This is a genomic window from Halorubrum distributum JCM 13561 (genome assembly GCF_000337395.1).
GTDB classification, from domain to species: domain Archaea; phylum Halobacteriota; class Halobacteria; order Halobacteriales; family Haloferacaceae; genus Halorubrum; species Halorubrum distributum.
Window position 1 is genome coordinate 23,697 of record NZ_AOJF01000055.1, and the last position, 20,870, is coordinate 44,566.

A 20,870-nucleotide genomic window follows, 5' to 3' on the forward strand; every position below is an offset into this window, starting at 1 on the left:
GCCCGCCCCCTACCAGCGCTGGTGAACGTGCTCGCGGACGTGGGCGTCGTACACCTCGCTCGCGGCCTCGCGCTCGGCGTCGGAGAGCGGTTCGGCGTCGCTCGCGGCCGCGTTCGCGCGGACGTGCTCGGGCGTCGTCGAGCCCGGGATCACCGTCGAGACGGCGTCGTGGTCGAGGATCCAGCTCAGCGCGAACTCGGGGAGCGGGCGGTCGTCCGGCAGGCGCTCGTCGAGCTCGTCGACCGCGTCGAGGCCCGCCTCGAAGGGGACGCCCGCGAAGGTCTCGCCCACGTCGAACGCCTCGCCCTCGCGGTTGAAGTTGCGGTGGTCGTCCTCGGGGAACTCCGCGTCGCGCGAGAGCGCGCCCGTCAGCAGTCCGGACGCGAGCGGCACCCGGCAGATCACGCCCACGTCGCGCGCGGCGGCCTCGTCGAGGAACAGCTCGGCGGGGCGCTGGCGGAAGGGGTTGAAGATGATCTGGACCGTCTCGACGCCGGGGTACTCGATCGCCTTCAGCCCCTCCTCGACGCGCTCGACGCTGACGCCGTAGCTCGCGATCCGGCCCTCGTCTTCGAGCGTCGCCAGCGCGTCGAACGTCTCCGGCCGGTAGTAGACGTCCGTCGGCGGGCAGTGGAGTTGGACCAGGTCCAGCGTGTCCATCCCGAGGTACTCGCGCGAGCGGTCGACGAACCGCCTGAGGTTCGCCTCCGCGTAGCCGTCGGCCTCGTGCGGGTCGAGCCGACGCCCGGCCTTCGTCGCGACGGTCACGTCGCCCGCGGCGATATCGTCCGCGAGGACTTCGCCGACGATCCGCTCCGACCGGCCGTCGCCGTACACGTCCGCGGTGTCGAAGAAGTCGATCCCGGCATCGCGGGCGGCCTCGACCGCCGCGACCGCCTCGTCCTCCGTGACGTCGCCCCAGTCGCCGCCGATCTGCCAGGCGCCGTAGCCGACCTCGCTGACCTCGCCGACATCGCCGAGTTCGCGGTGGTTCATACTGTCCGCTACTGATCGCGGCGGGGGCAAGGGCGTTCCGGAGGCGGCGAGGCCGCGACGTTCCACTCCACCGCTCACTTTTACCTGGAGCGTGGACGACACGAGTGACATGGCGAAGCTCGGGCTGGTAGTGAACGCAGTCGGTCTCCTGCTCAGCGCGGTCGGCACCCTCCTGCTGTACGCGCACGTGACCGACGAGTACCACTCGCACATTCAGGACATCGGGTCGATCGCGGTCGGCTACCTCGGCGTGATCCTGTTCGGGATGTCGGTGTCGCTCACCGGGATCGCGCTGTTGCTGCGGCGGTCCGCCGACTGAGGCCGCCTCCCTCGTGCGGGAACGGGAGGTGCGCCCGTCCCTGGTCCCACTCGGCGTTCATCACCCGCCAGCGGGGGTTGTCCCGCCACAGCGACAGTTCGTCGCGTTCGGCGAGCCGATGCGCCGTGGACTTGTCGTGGCCGTTCGCCCGGTGGAGGATCTCTCTGAGCTCATGATACAGGATGAACCGGTCGTACCTCAACCACTTCTCGGAGATCCAGACCTCGTTCCTCGGGATGCCTAGGTCGTCGGCCGCTGGCGGGTAGATAAGCTTCCCGTCGAGTTCGACGCGGTAACAGGCGTTGTACTTCGCGATCCTCTCGTGGGGGACGTGTTCGACTGTCCAGCCGTGCTCCCGGATCGCCTCGCGTGGCGACGGCATAACCGGATCTCCCGCCGCGTCTGAGATGAAGATATCGGCGGTTTGCGGGCCCGTCTCACCCCTCGTTCATAACACCGCCGCCAGCGCGTCCATCGTCTCCTCGACGCGCTCGACTCGCGCGTTGTGGCCCATGTGGCCGACGCGGAGTACGTCTCCGGCGTCTTCGCCCAGTCCCGTCGCGAGGATCACGTCGTGCTCCTCGCGCAGCCGCTCCTGAAGCGCCTCGGCCCGACCGGGGACCTCGAAGGCGGTCACCGTCGGCGAACTGCGCTCCGGGTCGGGAACCGGCTCCAGTCCCAGCTCCGCGCCGCGCTCGCGGCACCGGGCCGCGGCCGTCTCGTGTCGCTCCCGTACCGCGTCGAGGCCCTCGTCCAGCAGCAGCCCGAGCGCCGCGTCGAGCGCGACGACCTCTGTCGTCAGGTGCGTGTAGGGGAACCCGTCGCTCACGTCGCGGAACGGGAGGAAGTTCGCGTACAGCGAGTGCGGGTCGCGCGCCTCCATCGCGGCCCACGCGCGGTCGCTCACCGCGGCCGTCGCGAGCCCCGGCGGCGCGCTGAAACACTTCTGGGAGGCGCCGAGGCAGACGTCGATCCGGTCGGTCGGGACCTCCACGCCGCCGAGCGAGGAGACGGCGTCGACGACCGTGAGCAGTTCCGGGTCGGCGGCCTCGATGCGATCGAGCGCGCTCCCAACGTCGTTGAGCGTCCCCGTGGGCGTCTCGCAGTGGACCATCGTGACGAGGTCGAAGTCGGCGTCGGCGGCCGCCAACCTCTCTTCGAGCGCGTCGAGCGGGAGCGGCTCGTCGTGATCCGCGGCGACGAGGGTCGCGTCGCCGCCGTACGACTCGACGAAGTCGGCGAACCCCTCGCCGTACAGTCCGTTCGAGAGACACAGCACCTCGGTGCCGGGCTCGACGAGCGAGGCGACCGCCGCCTCCAGCCCTAAGATCCCCTCGCCGCCGAGGGCGACGACGTCGCGGCCGGCGTCTCCGCCCGAGTCGACGCCGTACACCGTCGCGAGCCGGTCCGTGAGTCGGTCGTATATCTCCCGGAACCGCGGGTCTACGTCGGGGTTGATCAGCTCGCGGGACATCGCGTCGCGCACCGGCTCGGGGACCGCGGTCGGTCCCGGCGTCATGAGCATACGCCTCGGTTCGGCCGGCGGTATATAAACGAACCGCGAAAGCGGCCGTCGAGGCGCCGCAGGAGGTCGCTGCGCGGGGGTCGACCACGGTCGCGGCGCCGACACGCTCATATATTTCTGTCGCCTGCGTTCCGGTACGATGATGCTTCCGACCCACGTGCTGGCGGGGATGCTGCTCGCGGCCCCGCTGGTGCGGGCAGCGCCGGAGCTGGCGCCCGTCGGGTTCGCCGCCGGCTTCCTCGGCGGGCTCCTCCCCGACCTCGACATGTACACCGGCCACCGGCGGACGCTCCACTACCCCGTCTACTACTCCGTCCTCGCGGTCCCCGCGCTCCTCGCGGCCGTGGCCGCGCCGTCGACGCTCACCGTCGGCGTCGCCTTCTTCCTCCTCGGCGCGGCGCTCCACAGCGTCGCCGACATGTACGGGGGCGGGCTGGAACTCCGGCCGTGGGAGGGCAACTCCGACCGCGCGGTGTACGACCACCACCGCGAGAAGTGGATCGCGCCGCGGCGCGGCGTCCGGTACGACGGCGCGGTCGAGGACCTCGCGCTCTCGGTCGGGCTGGGTGTCCCCCTGCTCCTCCTGGTCGACAGCCCCCTCCGACAGATCGTGATCGGGACGCTGGCCGTCGCGGTCGCGTACACCGTTCTCCGCCGGCGACTCGCGGAGATCGCGGCGGCCGTGATCCCGCTGCTCCCCTCATCTCTCGACCCGTACCTTCCCGACCGGTACCGATGAGGCCGCGGCCGACGAGTTGGCCTCGACCGTCGGACCGACGCGCTTACTTTTCCCGCCTCGTTTGACCAGATAACAGTCCGCGCCGGCGACCGATCCCGGCGCGCGCACCCCACCATGCAACAGTACCTCGACCTCGTCGACGAGGCGCTCTCGACCGGCACCTACAAGCCGAACCGAACCGGCGTCGACACCATCGCGACGTTCAGCGGGCAGTACACCGTCGACCTCGCGGAGGGGTTCCCACTCCTGACCACGAAGAAGATGGACGGCCACCGGTGGAACTCGCTCATCCACGAGGTGCTCTGGTACCTCTCCGGCGAGGAGCACATCCGGAACCTCCGCGAGGAGACGAAGATATGGGACGCCTGGGCCGACGAGGAGGGGAAGCTCGACACCGCCTACGGTCGGTTCTGGCGCCGCTACCCGGTCCCGGAGACCGACGCCGCGCTCCCCGGCGAGACGTGGCCCGACGACGCCCACCGCTGGGTCACCGTCGAGGAGGACGCCGACGGGACGACGCGGCGCACCTTCGACCAGATTCAGTACGTCCTCGACACCCTCGAAGAGAACCCCCACTCCCGGCGGATGGTCGTGAACGCGTGGCATCCGGCGAACGCCGCCGTCTCGACGCTGCCGCCCTGCCACTACACCTTCGTGGTGAACGTCCAGGACGGCCGGCTCAACCTCCACCTCACGCAGCGCTCGGGCGACATCGCCCTCGGCGTCCCGTTCAACATCGCGGCGTACGCGCTGCTCGCGAACGCGCTCGCCCAGCGGACCGGCTTCGAGGTCGGGGAGTTCGGCCACACCGTCGTCGACGCGCACGTCTACTGCGGCCGCGGCGACCGCGGGAAGTGGTACGCCAACAACCTCCGCTACGTTCAGGAGCGCCTCGGCAACGTCGAGACCAAGGACGACTACCTCGACGTGAAGAGCTGGGTCGAGCGCACCGCCCCCGACGAGCCGAACGGCCAGGAGGGGTACGACCACGTGCCCGGCCTGCTCGAACAGCTCTCGCGGACGCCCCGCGACCGCCCCCGCATTGAGGTCGCGGATAAGCCGCTCGACGAGCTGACGTACGACGACGTCGAGGTCGTCGACTACGACTCCGCGGACGGCATCTCGTTCGCGGTCGCGGAGTGATGGCGGACGGCGACGCTTCCGCGGCGGAGCGCGACGCCGATCCGGACCTCGTCCTCGTCGCCGCCGTCGCGGAGAACGGCGTGATCGGCGACGGCGGCGGGATGCCGTGGCACTACCCCGCGGACCTGGCGCAATTCAAGCGACTGACGACCGGCCACCCTGTGATCGTCGGCCGGAAGACGTACGAGCGCATCGCCGACCGGATCGGCGGCCCGCTCCCCGACCGGACGAGCGTCGTGTTGACGACCCGCCCCATCGACGACGCTGACCTTCCCGAGGGCGCGGTCGTCGCGCACGACGTGGAGTCGGCGCGCTCCCGTGCGAACGCGGACGCCGCCGCCCGCGGCGTCGACGCCGTCTACGTCATCGGGGGCGCGACGGTGTACGAGGCGTACCTGGAGCGCGCGGACCGGATGGTTCTCACCGAGATCCCGGAGCGCCCCGAGGGCGACACCCGCTTCCCCGAGTGGGACTCCGGGTCGTGGGCCGAGCGCGAGCGCCAGAGCGACGGCGACCTCGCGTTCCTCACCTACGAGCGGCGCGACGGGGACTGAACGCGGCCGGAGCGGGACCGGACGCCGGGACGCGCCCCTCCGCTCACACCGAGCCTGCGACTCACTCTATGAACCGCGACTCCACGTCCCCCGAGGGCATCATACACCGGTCCTTCTTCCCGAACCAGCGGTACCGGTTGTCGGCGACGAAGTCGTACACGCGGTCGCGGACCGCCTCGGGCACGTAGCGGAACGGCGAGAGCAGCCGGTAGCGGCCGCCGAGCCCCGTCGCGATCCGGATGATCGCCGACGACTTCACGTAGCTCTCGCCGCCCTCGATCAGGACGATCGAGTCCAGCTCCTCGGTCGCGAGGTCGTGTTCGGCCAAGAGGGCCTGTCCCACGTCGGACTGGAGCGAGGCGAACCGGTACTTACCCTCCGGGTCGCGGGGGAAGATGTACTGTACGAACCCGTTACAGAGGTTACAGACGCCGTCGAAGAGCACGATCGCGGCGTCCTCCGGGATGTCCTCGTCCATCACCTGTCGGACGTACGCGGCCGTCGCAGTTCAGGATTCCGGTGGAGCCGACGCTCGTCCCGCGGACGCCCGAGACCGAGGCGGCCCCGTCGCACGGAAAACTTATACCGGTCCCTCGGCGTCTCCAACAAGTTGGATCAAAAGAGCATGGCTGGAAACCCCTCCGCCTCGACCGTCCGGTCGCGGCTCACCGCCGCCGTTCGACGGCTCGCGGCCGCGGTCGCCGCGCGAGTCTCGGTCGACCTGCGGGCGCTCGCCGCGTTCCGGATCGGGCTCGGAACCCTGGTGATCGTCGACCTGCTCCTGCGCTCGCGATCGCTGACCGCCTTCTACACCGACTACGGGGTGCTGCCGCTCCGGGCGTTCCTCTCGGATTACTCGACGAGCCACTCGCTACACGCGCTCTCCGGCGAGCCGTGGGCCGTGGCCCTGTCGTTCGCGGTCGCCGGCGCCTTCGCGCTCGCGCTGGTCGTCGGGTACCGAACGCGACTCGTGACGCTCGTCTCGTGGGTGCTGCTGGTGTCGCTCCACGCCCGGAACCCGATGGTGTTGAACTCGGGCGACACCCTGCTTCGCATGCTGCTCTTCTGGAGCGTCTTCCTCCCGCTCGGCGCCCGCTGGTCGGTCGACGCGGTCAGGCGAGCGGACCGGGGAGCCGGCGCGGAGTCCGCCGCGACCGCCTCCGTGGCGAGCGTCGCCACGATGGCGGTCCTGCTGCAGATACTGGTGATGTACCTGACGAACTCCGTCCACAAGTACGCGAGCGAGGTCTGGATGAGCGGGGAGGCGGTCGCGTACGTCATGCAGGCCGACCAGTTCACCTACCTCCTCGGTAACTACCTGGCCGAGTTCACCGGACTCCTGCGGGTGTTCACGCTCCTGTGGGTCGCCCTGCTGTTCGCGTCGCCGCTGTTGCTCCTGCTCACGGGGATTCCGCGCGCCGCCCTCGCCTCGCTGTTCGTCGGCATGCACCTCGGGATGGCGGTCACGATACGGGTCGGCCTCTTCCCGATAGTCGTCGTCGTCGGGTTCATCCCGTTCCTCCAGACGCCCGTCTGGGACGCCATAGAGCGCGCCGCAGACCGGCTGAACTGGTCGACGGCGCTCGCGCGCTGGCGGGCCCGCTTCGAATCCCTGGCGAGGACGGCCCTCTCGGCCGGCGCGTCGCTTCCCCGACCGGCCCCGTCGGAGCGTCTCGGTGACCTCCGCGGTAGTGACCTCGCCGCGGGTCTCGCCCGCGGACGCGTCCTCTTCTCGACGGTCCTTCCCTACGTCTTCCTCGTGTTGATCCTCCTGTCGAGCGCGGCGTCGGTCGGCTACGCCGAGGTTCCGGAGCCCGCCGACGACGCCCTGGACGCCGCCGAGATGGAGCAGTCGTGGCAGATGTTCGCGCCCGACCCGATCCGCACGACGCGGTGGTACGTCGCGGTCGGGACGCTCGAAGACGGGACCCAACGTGACGTGCTGCGGGACGCGGCGGTTACCTTCGACAGGCCGGCGCGCGCGGAGACCACCTATCCGACCTCGCGCTGGCGGAAGTACCTCAAGAACGTCTACGGCGCCGACAACGAGAACCACCGCTCGTACCTCGCGAACTACCTCTGCGGGAGCTGGAACCGCACCCACGAGACGGCCGTCGCAAACGTGACCGTCTACCAGGCGTACGAGCGGACCAACCCCTACAACGGGAGCGTTCAGGCCGCGAACGAGTTCGAGCTGATCGAGTACGACTGCTCGGGCGCGTTCGTTCAGAACGAGTGAGCCGGGGGACGAGCGCGCGGTCCCCCTCGTCGGCCGTCACGGTCGGTCACCCCCGATTCCGATGCCGCCGTCGGCGCCGTCGGTCTCGATGCCCCCCATCTCGCTGGTCTCTCGCTCGCCGCGGGCCGACTGAAGCTTCCCGATCGCGACCGCACAGACGTAGATCCCCACGGCGATGAGCACGATGACCCCGCCGGCGGTGACGCCGCCGTAGTAGGCGACGCCGATGCCGAGGAGGACCGCGAGCTCGGCGAGGACCACCGAGACGACGAGCGACTCGGCGAAGCTGCGAGAGACCTGCGTCGCGCCCGCCACGGGCACGACGAGCATCGCCGCGACGAGGATGACGCCCATGATCTGCATCGCGCCGACGACGACCATCGCCGTCAACATCACCATCACGCGGTTGTACCAGTTGACGGGGATCCCGGAGACGGCGGCCGCGGTCTCGTCGAAGGTCACGTACAGGAGTTGATTCCGGGTCACCGCCACGGTTCCGACGATGACGACGAACAGCACCAGCAGGATCCCGGCGCTCTGCGGCGACACCGTCGAGAGGTTGCCGAAGAGATACTGGTTCACCCCGACGGCGAGCCCGCCGGCGTTGAGGCTGATCAGCGTCGTCCCCAGCGCGAACCCCGTCGAGAGGACGATCGCCATCGAGACGTCGTTGTACGCGTCCGTCGTCTCGGAGATGAGCTCGATGAACAGCGCGGCGATCATCGCCACGACGACGGCGGTGAGGTACGGTGACACCCCCAGGTCGATGACGGCGTTGAGGAAGAGCCCGACCGCGACCCCGGCGAAGGCGGTGTGCGCCAGCGCGTCCCCGATGAGCGCGAGCTGTCGGTGGACGAGGAAGGTCCCGATGAGCGGTGCCATCACGCCGACGCAGAGACCGACGAGTAACGCCCGGTGCATGTACCGATAGCGGGGGTCCAGCATCTCCAGCCCGGTGAAGTAGTACGCCCAGTCCATCAGCCAGTACCACTGGTCTAACGCCCACAGCAGGACGCCGAAGACGACCTCTCCGACGCCGCCGAGGCCGCCCTGTAACGCGAGCGCCGGCGACTGGTCGACCGCGGCGAGGAGCCACGCGAGGACCGCGGCGGTCAGCGGGTCGCTCATTCGCCACCCCGCGTCAGGAAGCGCGCCTCGGTTCCGAACGCTCGGGCCAAGGCGTCGCTCTCGACGAACTCGTCGGTCGGGCCGTCGAAGTACACCTCGCGGTTGAGACAGACGACGCGGTCGGCGTGCTCGGCGACCGCGCCGAGGTCGTGTTCGATGAGGACCACGGTGATGCCCGCCTCGTTGAGCGCGCCGAGCAGGTCGTAGAACGCGTCGACGGACTCGGCGTCGACGCCGACGGTCGGCTCGTCTAAGACCAGCAGGTCGGCCTCGCCGGCCAGCGCCCGGGCGATGAACACCCGCTGGCGCTGGCCGCCGGAGAGCCGCCCGATGCGCCGGTCGGCGAACGCGCTCATCCCGACGGTCGCGAGGGCGTCGTCGACGATCTCCCAGTCGTCGGCGGTGAGCCGCCCCGTGACGACGTTGGCGGTCCGCCGCGCCGTGTTGACGGGGTCGGCGGCGAACTCGTCTGCGAGCGCGCCGTCGGTCAGCCGGTCGAGGCCGAGATACGGGAACCGGCCCATCTTCACCACCTCGCGGACGGTGATGGGCATGTCCTCGGCGGCGGTGGCCCGCTGGGCGACGTAGCCGACGCGCTCGCCGTCGTTGAACCCAGCGGCGTCCTCGCCGAACAGCCGGGCCGTCCCGGTGTCGGGACCGAGCAGCCCGAGCATGAGCCGCATCAGCGTCGACTTCCCGGAGCCGTTCGGGCCCACGACGGCGACGTACTCGCCGGACTCGACCGCCAGCGACACGTCCTCGACGACCGGCGTCGCCGTGTAACCGAAGGTGACGCCGGAGAGGTCGACGATCGGGCCCTCTGCCTCCGAGACGGCGGTCGCGGTCTCGCGTTCGGTGCTTCCCGTGACGGTCGCGCGGTCCGCGTCGTTCGCGCTCATACCGGTTCGAAGTTCCGCCACTCGTCGACCCAGCCGTCGGTCGGCGCCGCGGCCTCCGGCGTCTCGTTTCCGAGGACGATCTCGAAGGTCGGCATGTTGATGTTGTACGCGATCTCCTCGTAGCCCCAGTCCTCCGCGACCCACTCGTCGCGGACCCCGGCGTACGGCGTGGCGGGGAAGTAGGCCTCGACGGCGGTCTCCCGGACGAGCTGCTTGGCCGGCCGCTGCGACTCGAAGACGCCGTTGGCGATGTATCGGATGTCGTTCTCGCGGATGACTCGCGTCGCCTCCCGGATGTCCGCGGGCTTGACGTCCCCGCTCGCCGCGAGGCTGGTCACCAGCGGCCGCATCCGGACGCCGTACCGCACCCCGATGTACTGGAAGGCGTTGTGCGCGGCCAGCTGGACCACGTCGCGGTCCGAGCGGTCGAAGATCGCTTGGTAGTCCGCGTCGATGCGGTCGAGCACCTCGCTTTTGTACCGTTCCGCGTTCTCGCGGAACCGGTCCGCGTGGTCCGGAGCCACCGCCGCGAACCCCTCGGCGATGTTGTCGACAGACCGCTTCGCGCGCCGCGGGTCCAGCCAGAAGTGCGGGTCCTTCCCGCGCTCGGCGCCGACGCCCTCCTCGTCGCGGTCGAGCGACGCGGCGAGGTCCACGAGGTCGACCCCTTCCCGGGCGTTTATCAGCGCGGTGTCCGCGCCGTCGGCCTCGAGCGTCTGAATGGCGCGGTCGGCCCACGGCTGGAAGTCCTCGCCGACGTGGACGAACGCGTCCGCCTCGATGATCCGCCGTGTGATGCTCGCGTTCGGCTCCCAGCCGTGGCCGTGGAGCCCCGTCGGAACGAGGTTCTCGACGGTCAGCGGGGTCCCCTCTGCGATCTGGCGGCCGAAGTCGTAGAAGCTGAAGAAGGAGGCCACGGCGACCGGTCCCCCGTCGTCGCCTTCGGCCCGGCCGGACCCCACCGGCGCGCCCGGGAGCGACGTACAGCCGGCGACGGAGGCCAGCGCCGTCGCCGCCCCGGCGCGCACCGCGTCGCGTCGCGTCACCGCTCGGTCGTCGTTGCGTTCAGTAGGCATATCAGAAGTCACATCCAATTTTTTGACTCGTCTAATCTTATGTTTTCCCGCATCATATATGGCTTCCGCCCGGCGCCGCCGCTGATCGGTACTCGGTCGCTCGCGGGCGTCTACCGCCCGGCGCCGTCGCTGGTCGCTACTCGGGTCGTCGGCTCGGCGGCCGCCCGGCGCCGCTCAGTCCGCGAGGAACGTCGCGCCGCGGCCGATCCGGGTCTGATACGCCCGGGCTTCGATACCGGCGCCGGCGAAGGCGTCGAGCATCCCGGCGGCGACGTCGCGGCGGTCGCGCTCGCGGCAGGCGGCGATCACCGCGGGGCCGGCGCCGCTGACGGTGACGCCGGTCGCGCCCGCGTCGAAGGCGCGCTCGCGGACCTCGTCGTAGCCGGTGATGAGGCGGGCGCGCTCCGGCGTGACCACGGGGTCGCTCATCCCGAGGCCGACGAGGTCGGGGTCCGAGCGGCACATCCCGATCGCGAGCGTCGCCGCGTTGCCGACCGTCTCGACCAGTTCCTCCATCGAAGCGCTCTCGGGGACGACCCGGCGCGCGTCGCGGGTCGAGACCGCCACGTCCGGAAGACAGACGACCAGCGGGATCGCGGCGTCGACCGACCGCGTTCCGTCCGCGGTCGTCACGGTGAACCCGCCGAGGATCGAGGGGGCGACGTTGTCGGCGTGCGCGACCCCAGAGACGACGGCCTCGCCCTCAGCGGCGATCGGGACCAGCTCCTCCCGGGAGCGCCCGCGGTCGTAGAGCCGGTTGAGCGCGACCGCGGCGCCCGCGGCGCTCGCGGCCGAGGAGCCGAGCCCGGAGGCCGGGCGAACGCCCTTGTCGATGTGGATCCGCGCGGGCGCGTCGAGCGCCTCGACGACGGCGCCGACGGTGTTCTTCTCGGGGTCCTCCGGGATGTACTGCGCCCCGACCCCCGTGACCTCTATCGTCGTCTCGGCCGCCTTCTCGACGGTGACGACGTCCGCCGGCCGCGAGAGCGCCGCCCCGAACACGTCGAAGCCGCTCCCGAGGTTCGCGCTCGTCGCGGGGGCCCGTACCGTTACCATGGCGGGGAGTGTCTCTCGGGGGGCAAAAAGGAGCGGGATCGAACAGATAGCGAGAGGGCGACGGAAGCCCCCGCGGTCGGCCGAAGAGAGATGGGTTCCGACGCGTCGAGGGTGGTTCGGTCGGGCGCTCCGTTCGGCGTCGATCGGCAGCCTCAGCGGGCCATCGTCCACAGCAGCGTCCCGACCAGGACGAGCGGGATGCCGAGGAGGATGAACGTCGGCGGCATCGTCGTGTACGGCGCCATCAGGAAGATGACCCCGAAGACGGCCAGAATCGACGCGATGACCTTCTGGGACTTCAGCGGCGCTGCCCCCAGAAGCGACACGAGGAGCCCGAACAGGAGGATGTGCCCGAGGTGGTAGTTGAGCAGGAACGTGTCGATGACCAGCGGCGAGAGCATTCTTGGCTGGAGGTGCGAGCGATTCGCGCATTAAAGTTCCGTTTCTCGTGGCCGCGGAGTCGCGCCCGGGGCCGCGGCGCGTGCCGATCTTATAAGAGCCGTCGGTGCGACCGGGGACCGTGCGACTCGTTCAGGTCATGATTCCGGCTGGTAAGCGGGCGGCGGTCGTCCGTGCGCTCGACGACGAGGGGGTCGACTACGTCGTCACCGACGAGACGAGCGGCCGGGAGTACACCGCGGTCGCGACGTTCCCGCTCCCGACCGCCGCCGTCGAGCCGGTGCTCGACCGGCTGCGAGAGGCGGGGATCGACGAGAGCACCTACACCGTCATCGTCGCGGCCGAGACTGTCATCTCGCGGCGGTTCGAGGCGCTCGAAGAGGAGTACGAGGAGGAGTCCGAGCGCGGTGGCGACCGCATCTCGCGCGAGGAGCTCCAGGCGAAGGCCGACGGCCTCGCCTCCGGGCTCGGGACGTACGTGCTGATGACGGTCATCTCCGCGGTGATCGCCACGGCGGGGCTCCTGCTCGACTCGCCCGCGACCGTGGTCGGATCGATGGTGATCGCGCCGCTCATCGGCCCGGCGATGTCGGCCGCGATCGGGACCGTCGTCGACGACGAGGCGCTGTTCCGGCGCGGGGTGCGGATGCAGATCTTGGGCGTCGCGGTCGCGATCCTCGCTGCGACGCTGTTCGCGTTCGCGCTGCGCTCGCTCGCCTTGGTCCCGCCCGGGCTCGACCCGCTCGAACTCGCGGAGGTGTCGGAGCGGCTCGCGCCGAACGTCCTCGTCTTGGTCGTCGCGGTCGGCGCCGGGATCGCGGGCATCGTCTCGCTGATGACGGGCGTCTCCGCGACGCTGGTCGGCGTGATGATCGCGGTGGCGCTCATTCCGCCCGCGGCCGCGGTCGGCATCGGGATCGCCTTCCGGATCCCCCAGCTCGTGATCGGCGCGGGCGTCATCGTCGCGGTGAACGTCCTCTCGATCAACCTCTCGGCGCTGGTCGTGCTGTGGTACGAGGGGTACCGGCCCCAGCGGTGGTTCCGCGAGGACGAGGCGCGCGCCGCGTTCCTCAAGCGCGTCGCCGTGCTGGCGGTCGCCATCGCGCTGCTCTCGGTGTTCCTCGGCGGCGTCACCTACGAATCGTACGTCGCCTCGACCACCGAGACGGACATCCGCGCCGCCGCGACCGACGAACTGACCGCGATCGACTCGGAGTTCGAACTGCTCGAACTGACCGTCGAACGGACCGGGACCGTCCCGCCGCTCGAAACGGACCGGGTGGTGATCACCGTGGGCGTACCGCCCGGCAGCACCGTCAAGGGGACAGCGCCCGCGCTCGACGACCGGATCGAGACGGTCCTCGACCGCGAAGTCGCCGTTGAGGTCCGCACGGTGACCGTCGAACGGGCCTGAGCGCCCAGCTGGCGGGTTCCGCCGATCGCCAGCCGTTCGGTCGGTTTTCCCCGCGTGACCCGAAGAGCAAGTGATTTTTATCGGGCCGTCGTGGGCTCCGCCAGTGACCGACTCAGAGCAACCCGACGACGATTCGATGCGGGAGGTCGTCGAGCGGTCCCGGAGCGGCGCGCCCGCGGTCGGCGAGGCCGTCCGGGACCGATTCTCCTCGGACGAGGTGTTCCAGCGGATCATCGCGGCCGCGGACGAGGAGGTGACCTCGGGGAGCCGAGAGCTCTTCTTCAGCGGGCTCGCCGCCGGGCTGGCGATCACGATCACGTTCATGCTGTACGCCTCGCTGACGGCGTCGACCGACTCCCACCCCATCCTGAGCGTGCTGCTGTACCCCCTCGGGTTCATCTACATCATCATCGGCGGCTACCAGCTGTACACCGAGAACACGCTGCCGCCGGTGGCGCTGACGCTCGAACGGCTCGCGAGCCTCCCCACGCTCCTCCGCCACTGGACGATCGTGCTCGCGGGCAACTTCGTCGGCGGCGGGATCGGCGCGCTCGTGCTGTCGTACGGCGGCGTCTTCACGGGCGACACCGTCGACGCGGCGCTGTACATCTCCGAGGGGGGGTTCAGCGTCGGCGCCGTGCCGCTGTTCTTTAAGGCCGCGATGGCGGGGCTGATCGTCGCCGGCGTCGTCTGGGTCGGCTTCGCCTCCACCGACTCCGTGAGCCGGATGCTCGTCGTCTACCTCGCGTTCCTCGCGATCCCGCTCGGCGACCTGTTCCACGTGGTCGTCTCCTTCACCGAGGTTCTCTACCTGTTCTTCGAGTATAACATCCCGCTGTACGGCGCCGAGATCAGCCTCTACTCCGGGATCGTCGGCTTCGTGATCCCGGTGTTACTCGGGAACACCATCGGGGGGGTCGTGCTGGTCACGCTCGTCAACTACTTCCAGACCAGCGAGGAGCGGCTCGAGGAGGCGCGCTTCGAGGGCGTCAGCCGTCGCCTGACGGTCCCCGAGTGGGTGTTCGGCCGCGCGGCCGGTCGCTCGTACGTCCCGATCTTAGACGCCACCGAGGCGACGCTGTTCGCGGGCGAGGGGTACCGGATCATGGTGCCGATCACGAACCCCCGGACGGACGGCCCGATCGTCGAGCTGGCTGCGCGGCTCGCGAGCAGCCACGAGGACGGCGTCGTCCACATCGTTCACGTCGTCCAGGCGCCCGAGCGCATGTCGCTCTCCTCGGGGGACGCGGGCCAGCGGATCGCGGATGTCTCCGCCCAGGGAATGGACGACCTCCGGTCGACCGCAGCGGAGTACGACGTCGAGGTGTCGACCTCGACGGTCGTCTCGCACCGCTCGTTCGAGGAGGTGTTCAACATGGCCCGCCGGACCCGTCCGGACGCGGTGCTGATGGGCTGGGGCGACGACCAGCTGTGGAGCGCCGCCCGCGCCGAGCGCCCCATCGACGAGCTCACCAACCAGCTCCCCTGCGACTTCCTCATCCTCAACGAGCACGAGCTGGACACCTCGCGGATCCTCATCCCGACTTCCGGCGGTCCGGACTCGGACCTGAGCGCGGAGGTCGCGAAGGTGCTCGCCGACACCACCGACGCCGACGTGACGCTGCTCCACGTGGTCGACGGCCCCGAGAAGCGGGGACAGGGCGAGCTGTTCCTCGCGAACTGGGCCGAGGAACACGGCCTCGAAGACGCCGAGTTCGTGGTCGACGACGGCGGCGACGTGGAGGCGGGCATCTGCGACGCGTCCGTCGACAAGACCCTCGTCATCATCGGCGCCACCGAGAAGGGGCTGCTCTCGCGGCTCGTCTCGAACTCGCTGCACCTCGACGTGATCCACGACGTCGACGCCGCCGTGCTGCTCACCGAGCGCCCCAGCAGCCGGTCCCTTCGCGAGCGGCTGTTCGGCTCCGGCCGCCGGGCGACCGACATGTCGGGCGGCGTCGAGCGCGACCCGGAGCAGTCGGAGGGCACCGACGTGCGGGCCGCCGGGACCCACGGTTCCGACCGCGGCGACGGCGCTGGCGCGAACGGGGGATCCGGCGCCGCGGACGCGATCGGTGCCGAAGGTTCGGCGGACGCCGCGGACGCGGCCGTCGACGCCGTTCTCGACGACGCGGACGAGGGTGGCGACGACGAAGCGGCGGAGAGCGACGCGGACGAGGGCCCCGCCGACGAGCAGCCGCACCTCGACGACGCGTTCATCGCGGACCACGACGAGGCGGACGAGGAGGCGGACGAGGAGGCGGCAGACGAGGCTGACGATGAGGACGCGGCCGACGGCGACGGCGCGCGATAGCGAAAGCGGCTCTTTGTGCTATCGGCGTTTTATAGGCGTCCGCGATCCATCGGACGGGTATGAACAGGCGACTGACGGCACTCATCGGCATCGCGGCGCTCGTCGCGCTGGCCGGCTGTACGGGGTTCGCGGGGACGGCGACCCCCACGGACGGCGGCGACGACGCGCAACTGGAACGGAGCATCGAAGTGACGGCCAGCGGCGAGGCGACGTCCGCGCCGGACCGCGCCACGCTCCGCGTCGCGGTCACCGCGACCGGCGACGACGCCGCGGCCGTGCGCGACGAGCTGGCCGCCGGCGAAGGGGAGCTCCGAACGGCGCTGACCGACTGGGGGCTCGACGAGGACGCCATCCGGACGGAGCGGTACGACGTCCGCGAGAGCTACGAGACCCGCGACGACCCGAACCGAACGCGGTATGAAGGGATCCACCAGTACGCGATCGAACTTGACGACGTCGACGCCGTCGGCGAGGTCATCGACGTCGCGATCGACGCGGGCGCGGACGAGGTCCAGCGGATCGAGTTCGGACTGAGCCAGGAGACCGAGCGGGAGGTCCGCGAGGAGGCGATCGCGCAGGCGATGTCGAACGCGGACGACGACGCGGCCGCGCTCGCGAACGCCAGCGGGCTCGAGGTGTCCGGCGTCTACGAGGTGTCGACGGCGCAGTCGGGGTCGCAGCCGTACGTCAGGGAGAGCTACGACGCGGCGGCCGGCGGCGACGCGGGCGCCTCCACCGCCGTCGAGACCGGCGACGTCAGCGTACGCGTCTCGGTGAACGTCGTGTACGAGGCGGTTCCGGCCTGACGACCGTACAGGGACGTATCGACCTCTGGAGTCCGTTGGAATCCCATTTTAGACAGGCTCTCGCCTGAAAAATCCGATCGACGGGGCCGCTTTTTGATCGAGTGCGGGAGTGGGTATCACAGACTCGTGGCGACGAAACGCTATTTAAATAGCCGTGAGCGACGGCTTCGAGTGGTTATAAATAGAGAGTGCGGTGGCGCGCCTGCGAGCGGCCGCCACCGGCGGCCGCGAGCCAGTCCGCGAGGGAGTCGCTGGCCCCGGAGCGAAGCGGAGGGTGCCAGCGACGAGGCTGGGGAGGTGAGAGGTGCTGTGCGGGGCGGTGCGGGGCGGGATTCAAAAGGGCAGTCACCGGCGGCGAAGCCGCCGGTTGCCCGTGGCGCGTAGCGCCACGCTGTCGCGAGGGCGATACGCCGCAGAAGCACCGCAGCGAGGGAGCGATAGCGACCGAGCGAGGAGCACAGGAAGGCGCGCGAGCCGTCGCGGCTGAGGCTCTGAAGCCGTTCACCGCGGCGGCGTCGGTCACGTATAAATAGCCCACAGCAACACTGCTGTTCTACTTATAAACAACGACGCCATCGCACTGAGCGACCTACCACACGTACTCCCGTGACTATTCCCCGTCGCGGGTGGGGAGGTCGGGCTCGTAGCCGACCGCGTCGACAGCCATGTCGAGGACGGCCTCGACGTTTTCCTCCTCCGTGACGCTCATCGTCGCGTCGACGGACTCCGCCTTCACGGCCTCGAAGCGGTCGTGTTTGTTCGCCACGGTGAGCAGCGGCACGTCCGCGCCGAACAGCTCGCGGACCTCCTCGCGGAGCTCCAGCTGGACGTCGAGCGGGTAGCCGCAGTCGCCGGAGGGGTCGATGACGAAGACGACGGCGTCCGCGAGGTGTTCGAGGGCGCTCACCGCCTGCCGCTCGATGTCGTTTCGCTCGTCTTCCGGGCGGTCGAGCAGTCCGGGCGTGTCGACGATCTGGTACCGGACGTGGTTCCGGTCGAAGTGGCCGATCTGGACGCCCTTCGTCGTGAACGGGTACTCCGCGATCTGGTTCGACGCGCGGGTGACGCGGTTGACGAACGAGGACTTCCCGACGTTCGGGTAGCCGGCGACGACGATGGCGGGCTCGTCGGGGTTGATCTCCGGCAGCACCTTCAGCTGGTCCCGCGAGTCGCCGATGTAGCGCAGGTCGTCTTCGATCTGGTCCATCACGTCCGCCATGCGGGCGAACGCCTGCTTGCGGTGTTTCCGCGCGGTGTCGACGTCCGAGTTCCGAATCTTCGTCGTGTACTCGTCGCGGAGGTCCTCGATCTGACGGCTCGCCCACATCACCTGCGAGAGCGCCTGCCGGAGGCGGTCGACGTCGACGATGGCGTCGGCGAGCTCGTAGTAGAACGGGTCGACGTCGAAGCCGAAGTCGGGCCACGAGGTGACGACGTTCTCCAGGTTGTCCGAGAGCACGTTGCCGGCGGTCCGGAGCATCGACTCCTGCGCCTCGTGGCCGCGCTTCGCGCGCCCGGCCCGCGCAGCCCGCGAGAACGCCTTGTCGACGAGCTCCTCGGAGCGCGGAGTCGTCGGGAGGCCCTCAAATATCATTGTTACCCGAGTTTTCGCCGCCGACGCGTATAAGAGCGTCCGTTCGCGGACCGCCGCGACACGGCGGCACACGGTCGGACGCGGCGGGTGCCGCGGGGCCCGCCGGAGCCGCTCACCGTAAGCGGCAAGATCTATCGCTATCTATCACACGCATATTTCGAGCCATACTTATGCTTCAAAGGAATACAATCGGATATGGCACGCTCGTTCACCCCGACGGCGTACGACGACCTGGATCCCGACCGCCGCCCGAGTCTCGCGGCGGCGCTGATCCCGGTCCTCGCCGTCGTCGCGTTCCTCGGTATCGGCTCGGCCGTCCTCGGCTTGGACCCGCACCCGCCGCTGCTCTGGAGTATCGCCTTCGTCGGCGCCTTCGGGCTGTGGCTCGGCTACGACTGGGACGACCTGTTCGACGGGATCGCCAACGGCCTCGTGATGGGGCTCCAGGCGATCCTCATCATCTTCACCATCTACGGGCTGATCGCCACGTGGGTCAGCGCCGGCACCATCCCCAGCCTGATGTACTACGGGCTTGAGGTGCTCTCGCCGACGACGTTCCTCCCGGCGGCCGCGGTCCTCGCCGCGGTCGTCGCGTTCGCGATCGGCTCCTCGTGGACCACGGTCGGGACGCTCGGCGTCGCGTTCGTCGGCATCGGCGCGGGACTGGGCGTCCCCGCGCCGATGACGGTCGGGGCCGTCCTCTCGGGCGCGTACGCCGGCGACAAGCAGTCGCCGCTCTCCGACACCACCAACCTCGCGGCCGGCGTCACCAACACCGACCTGTACGCGCACATCCGACGGATGCGGACCGGCACCGCGATCGCCTTCGGCCTCGCGGTCCTCGGCTTCGCCGCGCTCGGCCTGCGTACGAGCGGGACCATTCCGGCGGGCCGCATCGCCGAGATCCAGGGCGGGCTCACGGAGACGTACGCGATCACGGTCGTCGCCTTCGTCCCGCTCGTCGTCACCTTCGGACTGGCGCTGCGCGGCTACGCCGCGCTCCCGACGCTCGTCGCCGGCGTGTTCGCCGGCGCGTTCACGACGATCCTCCTCCAGGGGACCGGCTTCGTCGCCGCGTGGGAGATCTTCATGTACGGGACCGCGCCGGAGTCGGCCTCTGAGACCGTAAACGACCTCCTCGCAACCGGCGGCCTCACCGGCTCCGCGTGGACGATCACGGTCGTCGTCGCCGCGCTCTCGCTCGGCGGGATCTTGGAGCGCACGGGCGTCCTCGCGGTGATCGCCCACGCGTTCACGTCGGCCGTTCGGAGTCCGGGCGCGCTCGTCGCGGGGACCGGCGTCTCCGCGATCTTCATCAACGCGCTCACCTCCCAGCAGTACATGAGCATCGTCCTCCCGGGCGTCACGCTCCGGAACACCTACGACGAGTTCGGCCTGGACACCGACCAGCTCTCCCGCGCGGTCGAGGCCGCCGGGACCCCGACCGGCGCGCTGTTCCCGTGGCACGCGGGCGCCGTCTACATGGCTGGCGTTACCGGCGTGCCCACGCTGGAGTACGCGCCCTACTACCTGTTCGCGTTCCTCTCGCCGCTCGTGTTGTTCGCCATGGCCGCGACCGGCTACACGATCGACGCGAACCCGGTCTCGGCCGACGCGGGCGCCGAAGCGGGCGAGCCCGCGACCCCGACGCCCGGCGGCGACGACTGATTCTCGACGGGCGCGAGCGACCCCGCGTTCGACACGTTTACGCGCCCGCCGCGCCGTCCGTCTCACATGAGTTTGGAGGTCGCCGTCGCCGCCCCGTTCAAGACCCGGGCCCAGGACCGGCTCGGCGAGGGGGAGTTCGTCGTCGCGCTGTCGCTGGAGCGGGAGTGGTTCTCGCCCGACCAGGCGAAGCGCCTCGTCGACGTCGCCGTCGGTCGCGGGCTGCTGGCGTCCGAGGACGGCGACCTTGTCCCGCAGTTCGACCCGGCCGAGGTCACCGTCCCGGAGGGGTTCGCCCCGGACGAGTCGGTGCTCCGCGAACAGTCCACCTTCGAGAGCGCGCTCGACGCCATCGTCGCCGCGGGCGTCGAGAAGCAGCGCGCGGTCGCCGCGATCAACGAGCGCCAGCGCGCGCTGGCAATCACCATCGAGGCCGCCGCGGTCCTCTACGCCCGCGAGCAGGGCGCCGCGGTCGGCCGGCTGGCGGCCGACGTTCGCGAGGAGCTCGCCGCCGAGGCGGGAGAGCGCGGTGGCGACACGGCCGAATCGAGCGACGTCGACGACTCGGGGGCGGCCTGAGATGGTCACGGACCGCCTCGCCGACGGCGTCCGGATCGCCGAGCTGCTCGCCTCCGAGGTGACCGGCAACGAGAGCGACCTCCGCGGGCTGACGGTCGTCGACGCCGACCGCGACGTCGAGCCGACGGCCGACGGCGCGCTGGCGTACCGGATCGCCCGCGAGCGGGCTGAAACGGACGACGGCGCGACCGAAGCGCTTGCCGAGGTGTCCGTCCAGCCGGACCGCGCGCTGATCGAGGCGGTCGTCGCCCCGGACGCGGCCGCGGACGCGGCGAGGGAGGTCGACCTCCGCGTGCGACCGAAGGCGGTTTACCCGCCGCGCACGCTGGTGTTCGTCGAGGACGGCGCGCAGGTGAAGCGGGCGCTCGCGGTCCTCGAATCGCTCCGAGACGCATCTCGCGGCGAGTAGCCGACGGCCGGCGTCG

General features: G+C 70.3%; 21 protein-coding genes. 11 read left to right on the plus strand and 10 right to left on the minus strand.

The window, feature by feature from the left end:
- Positions 1-9: 9 nt before the first annotated feature.
- On the minus strand, positions 10-996 hold the full coding sequence (locus tag C470_RS12825; protein ID WP_008367767.1) for an aldo/keto reductase: 987 nt from the start codon (positions 994-996) through the stop codon (positions 10-12).
- A 91-nt stretch (positions 997-1,087) separates the two neighbouring features.
- Between C470_RS12825 and C470_RS12830 the strand changes: the two genes are divergently transcribed.
- Positions 1,088-1,315 carry a hypothetical protein gene (locus tag C470_RS12830; RefSeq protein WP_233125152.1) on the plus strand — a complete coding sequence of 76 codons (228 nt, stop codon included), beginning with the start codon at positions 1,088-1,090 and terminating at the stop codon, positions 1,313-1,315.
- On the opposite strand, the gene C470_RS12835 is transcribed toward C470_RS12830, so the two are convergent.
- Both C470_RS12835 and C470_RS12840 read right to left on the minus strand, forming a co-directional pair.
- The gene (locus C470_RS12835; RefSeq protein ID WP_008367770.1) at positions 1,275-1,697 is read right to left on the minus strand and encodes a hypothetical protein; all 423 of its coding nucleotides are present in this window, start codon (positions 1,695-1,697) and stop codon (positions 1,275-1,277) included. The two genes, C470_RS12830 and C470_RS12835, sit on opposite strands and share 41 nt — an antisense overlap.
- A gap of 66 nt (positions 1,698-1,763) precedes the next feature.
- Positions 1,764-2,840, minus strand: a complete 1,077-nt coding sequence (locus C470_RS12840; RefSeq protein ID WP_008367771.1) for a pyridoxal-phosphate-dependent aminotransferase family protein — start codon at positions 2,838-2,840, stop codon at positions 1,764-1,766.
- A gap of 142 nt (positions 2,841-2,982) precedes the next feature.
- Between C470_RS12840 and C470_RS12845 the strand changes: the two genes are divergently transcribed.
- The 3 genes from C470_RS12845 to C470_RS12855 all read left to right on the plus strand — a co-directional run bounded on the left by C470_RS12845 (position 2,983) and on the right by C470_RS12855 (position 5,276).
- Positions 2,983-3,579 carry a hypothetical protein gene (locus C470_RS12845; protein WP_007996797.1) on the plus strand — a complete coding sequence of 199 codons (597 nt, stop codon included), beginning with the start codon at positions 2,983-2,985 and terminating at the stop codon, positions 3,577-3,579.
- Positions 3,580-3,693: 114 nt separating this feature from the next.
- The gene (thyA, locus tag C470_RS12850) at positions 3,694-4,722 is read left to right on the plus strand and encodes a thymidylate synthase (RefSeq protein ID WP_008367772.1); all 1,029 of its coding nucleotides are present in this window, start codon (positions 3,694-3,696) and stop codon (positions 4,720-4,722) included.
- Positions 4,722-5,276, plus strand: coding sequence for a dihydrofolate reductase (locus C470_RS12855; protein WP_008367773.1), 555 nt, complete (start codon positions 4,722-4,724; stop codon positions 5,274-5,276). Before thyA ends, C470_RS12855 begins: the two co-directional genes overlap by 1 nt.
- Before the next feature lie 61 nt (positions 5,277-5,337).
- On the opposite strand, the gene C470_RS12860 is transcribed toward C470_RS12855, so the two are convergent.
- A complete protein-coding gene (locus C470_RS12860) occupies positions 5,338-5,754 on the minus strand; it encodes a thiol-disulfide oxidoreductase DCC family protein (protein WP_004595362.1) in 417 nt (138 codons plus the stop codon).
- 147 nt (positions 5,755-5,901) lie between these two features.
- Here C470_RS12860 and C470_RS12865 point away from each other — a divergent pair, with 147 nt between their 5' ends.
- A complete protein-coding gene (locus tag C470_RS12865) occupies positions 5,902-7,515 on the plus strand; it encodes an HTTM domain-containing protein (RefSeq protein WP_008367776.1) in 1,614 nt (537 codons plus the stop codon).
- 36 nt (positions 7,516-7,551) lie between these two features.
- Here C470_RS12865 and C470_RS12870 read toward each other — a convergent pair whose 3' ends face one another.
- The 5 genes from C470_RS12870 to C470_RS12890 form a co-directional block, all read right to left on the minus strand.
- Complete coding sequence (locus C470_RS12870) at positions 7,552-8,643, minus strand: metal ABC transporter permease (protein WP_008367777.1); 1,092 nt, start codon at positions 8,641-8,643, stop codon at positions 7,552-7,554.
- On the minus strand, positions 8,640-9,542 hold the full coding sequence (locus C470_RS12875) for a metal ABC transporter ATP-binding protein (protein ID WP_008367778.1): 903 nt from the start codon (positions 9,540-9,542) through the stop codon (positions 8,640-8,642). Before C470_RS12875 ends, C470_RS12870 begins: the two co-directional genes overlap by 4 nt.
- Entirely contained in the window at positions 9,539-10,588 is a 1,050-nt protein-coding gene (locus tag C470_RS12880; protein WP_008367779.1) for a metal ABC transporter substrate-binding protein, read from the minus strand. The genes C470_RS12875 and C470_RS12880 overlap by 4 nt, the downstream gene beginning before the upstream one ends.
- A gap of 204 nt (positions 10,589-10,792) precedes the next feature.
- Positions 10,793-11,674, minus strand: coding sequence for a homoserine kinase (locus C470_RS12885; RefSeq protein ID WP_007345125.1), 882 nt, complete (start codon positions 11,672-11,674; stop codon positions 10,793-10,795).
- Between the two features lie 152 nt (positions 11,675-11,826).
- A complete protein-coding gene (locus C470_RS12890) occupies positions 11,827-12,075 on the minus strand; it encodes a hypothetical protein (protein WP_004599573.1) in 249 nt (82 codons plus the stop codon).
- 137 nt (positions 12,076-12,212) lie between these two features.
- On the opposite strand from C470_RS12890, the gene C470_RS12895 reads away from it, so the two are divergent.
- The 3 genes from C470_RS12895 to C470_RS12905 all read left to right on the plus strand — a co-directional run bounded on the left by C470_RS12895 (position 12,213) and on the right by C470_RS12905 (position 16,607).
- The gene (locus C470_RS12895; RefSeq protein WP_008367782.1) at positions 12,213-13,487 is read left to right on the plus strand and encodes a TIGR00341 family protein; all 1,275 of its coding nucleotides are present in this window, start codon (positions 12,213-12,215) and stop codon (positions 13,485-13,487) included.
- A 103-nt stretch (positions 13,488-13,590) separates the two neighbouring features.
- Entirely contained in the window at positions 13,591-15,801 is a 2,211-nt protein-coding gene (locus C470_RS12900; RefSeq protein WP_008367783.1) for a formate/nitrite transporter family protein, read from the plus strand.
- A 59-nt stretch (positions 15,802-15,860) separates the two neighbouring features.
- Complete coding sequence (locus C470_RS12905) at positions 15,861-16,607, plus strand: SIMPL domain-containing protein (protein ID WP_007996820.1); 747 nt, start codon at positions 15,861-15,863, stop codon at positions 16,605-16,607.
- 610 nt (positions 16,608-17,217) lie between these two features.
- On the opposite strand, the gene C470_RS12910 is transcribed toward C470_RS12905, so the two are convergent.
- Positions 17,218-18,201 (minus strand): NOG1 family protein, encoded by a 984-nt coding sequence (locus C470_RS12910; protein ID WP_004595353.1) that lies wholly within the window; start codon positions 18,199-18,201, stop codon positions 17,218-17,220.
- A gap of 195 nt (positions 18,202-18,396) precedes the next feature.
- On the opposite strand from C470_RS12910, the gene arcD reads away from it, so the two are divergent.
- The 3 genes from arcD (at position 18,397) to C470_RS12925 (ending at position 20,854) form a co-directional block, all read left to right on the plus strand.
- The gene (gene arcD, locus C470_RS12915; protein ID WP_008367786.1) at positions 18,397-19,869 is read left to right on the plus strand and encodes an arginine/ornithine antiporter ArcD; all 1,473 of its coding nucleotides are present in this window, start codon (positions 18,397-18,399) and stop codon (positions 19,867-19,869) included.
- A gap of 66 nt (positions 19,870-19,935) precedes the next feature.
- Positions 19,936-20,445 (plus strand): DUF2240 family protein, encoded by a 510-nt coding sequence (locus C470_RS12920; protein ID WP_193365841.1) that lies wholly within the window; start codon positions 19,936-19,938, stop codon positions 20,443-20,445.
- A gap of 1 nt (position 20,446) precedes the next feature.
- On the plus strand, positions 20,447-20,854 hold the full coding sequence (locus C470_RS12925; RefSeq protein ID WP_008367788.1) for a hypothetical protein: 408 nt from the start codon (positions 20,447-20,449) through the stop codon (positions 20,852-20,854).
- Positions 20,855-20,870 lie beyond the last annotated feature (16 nt).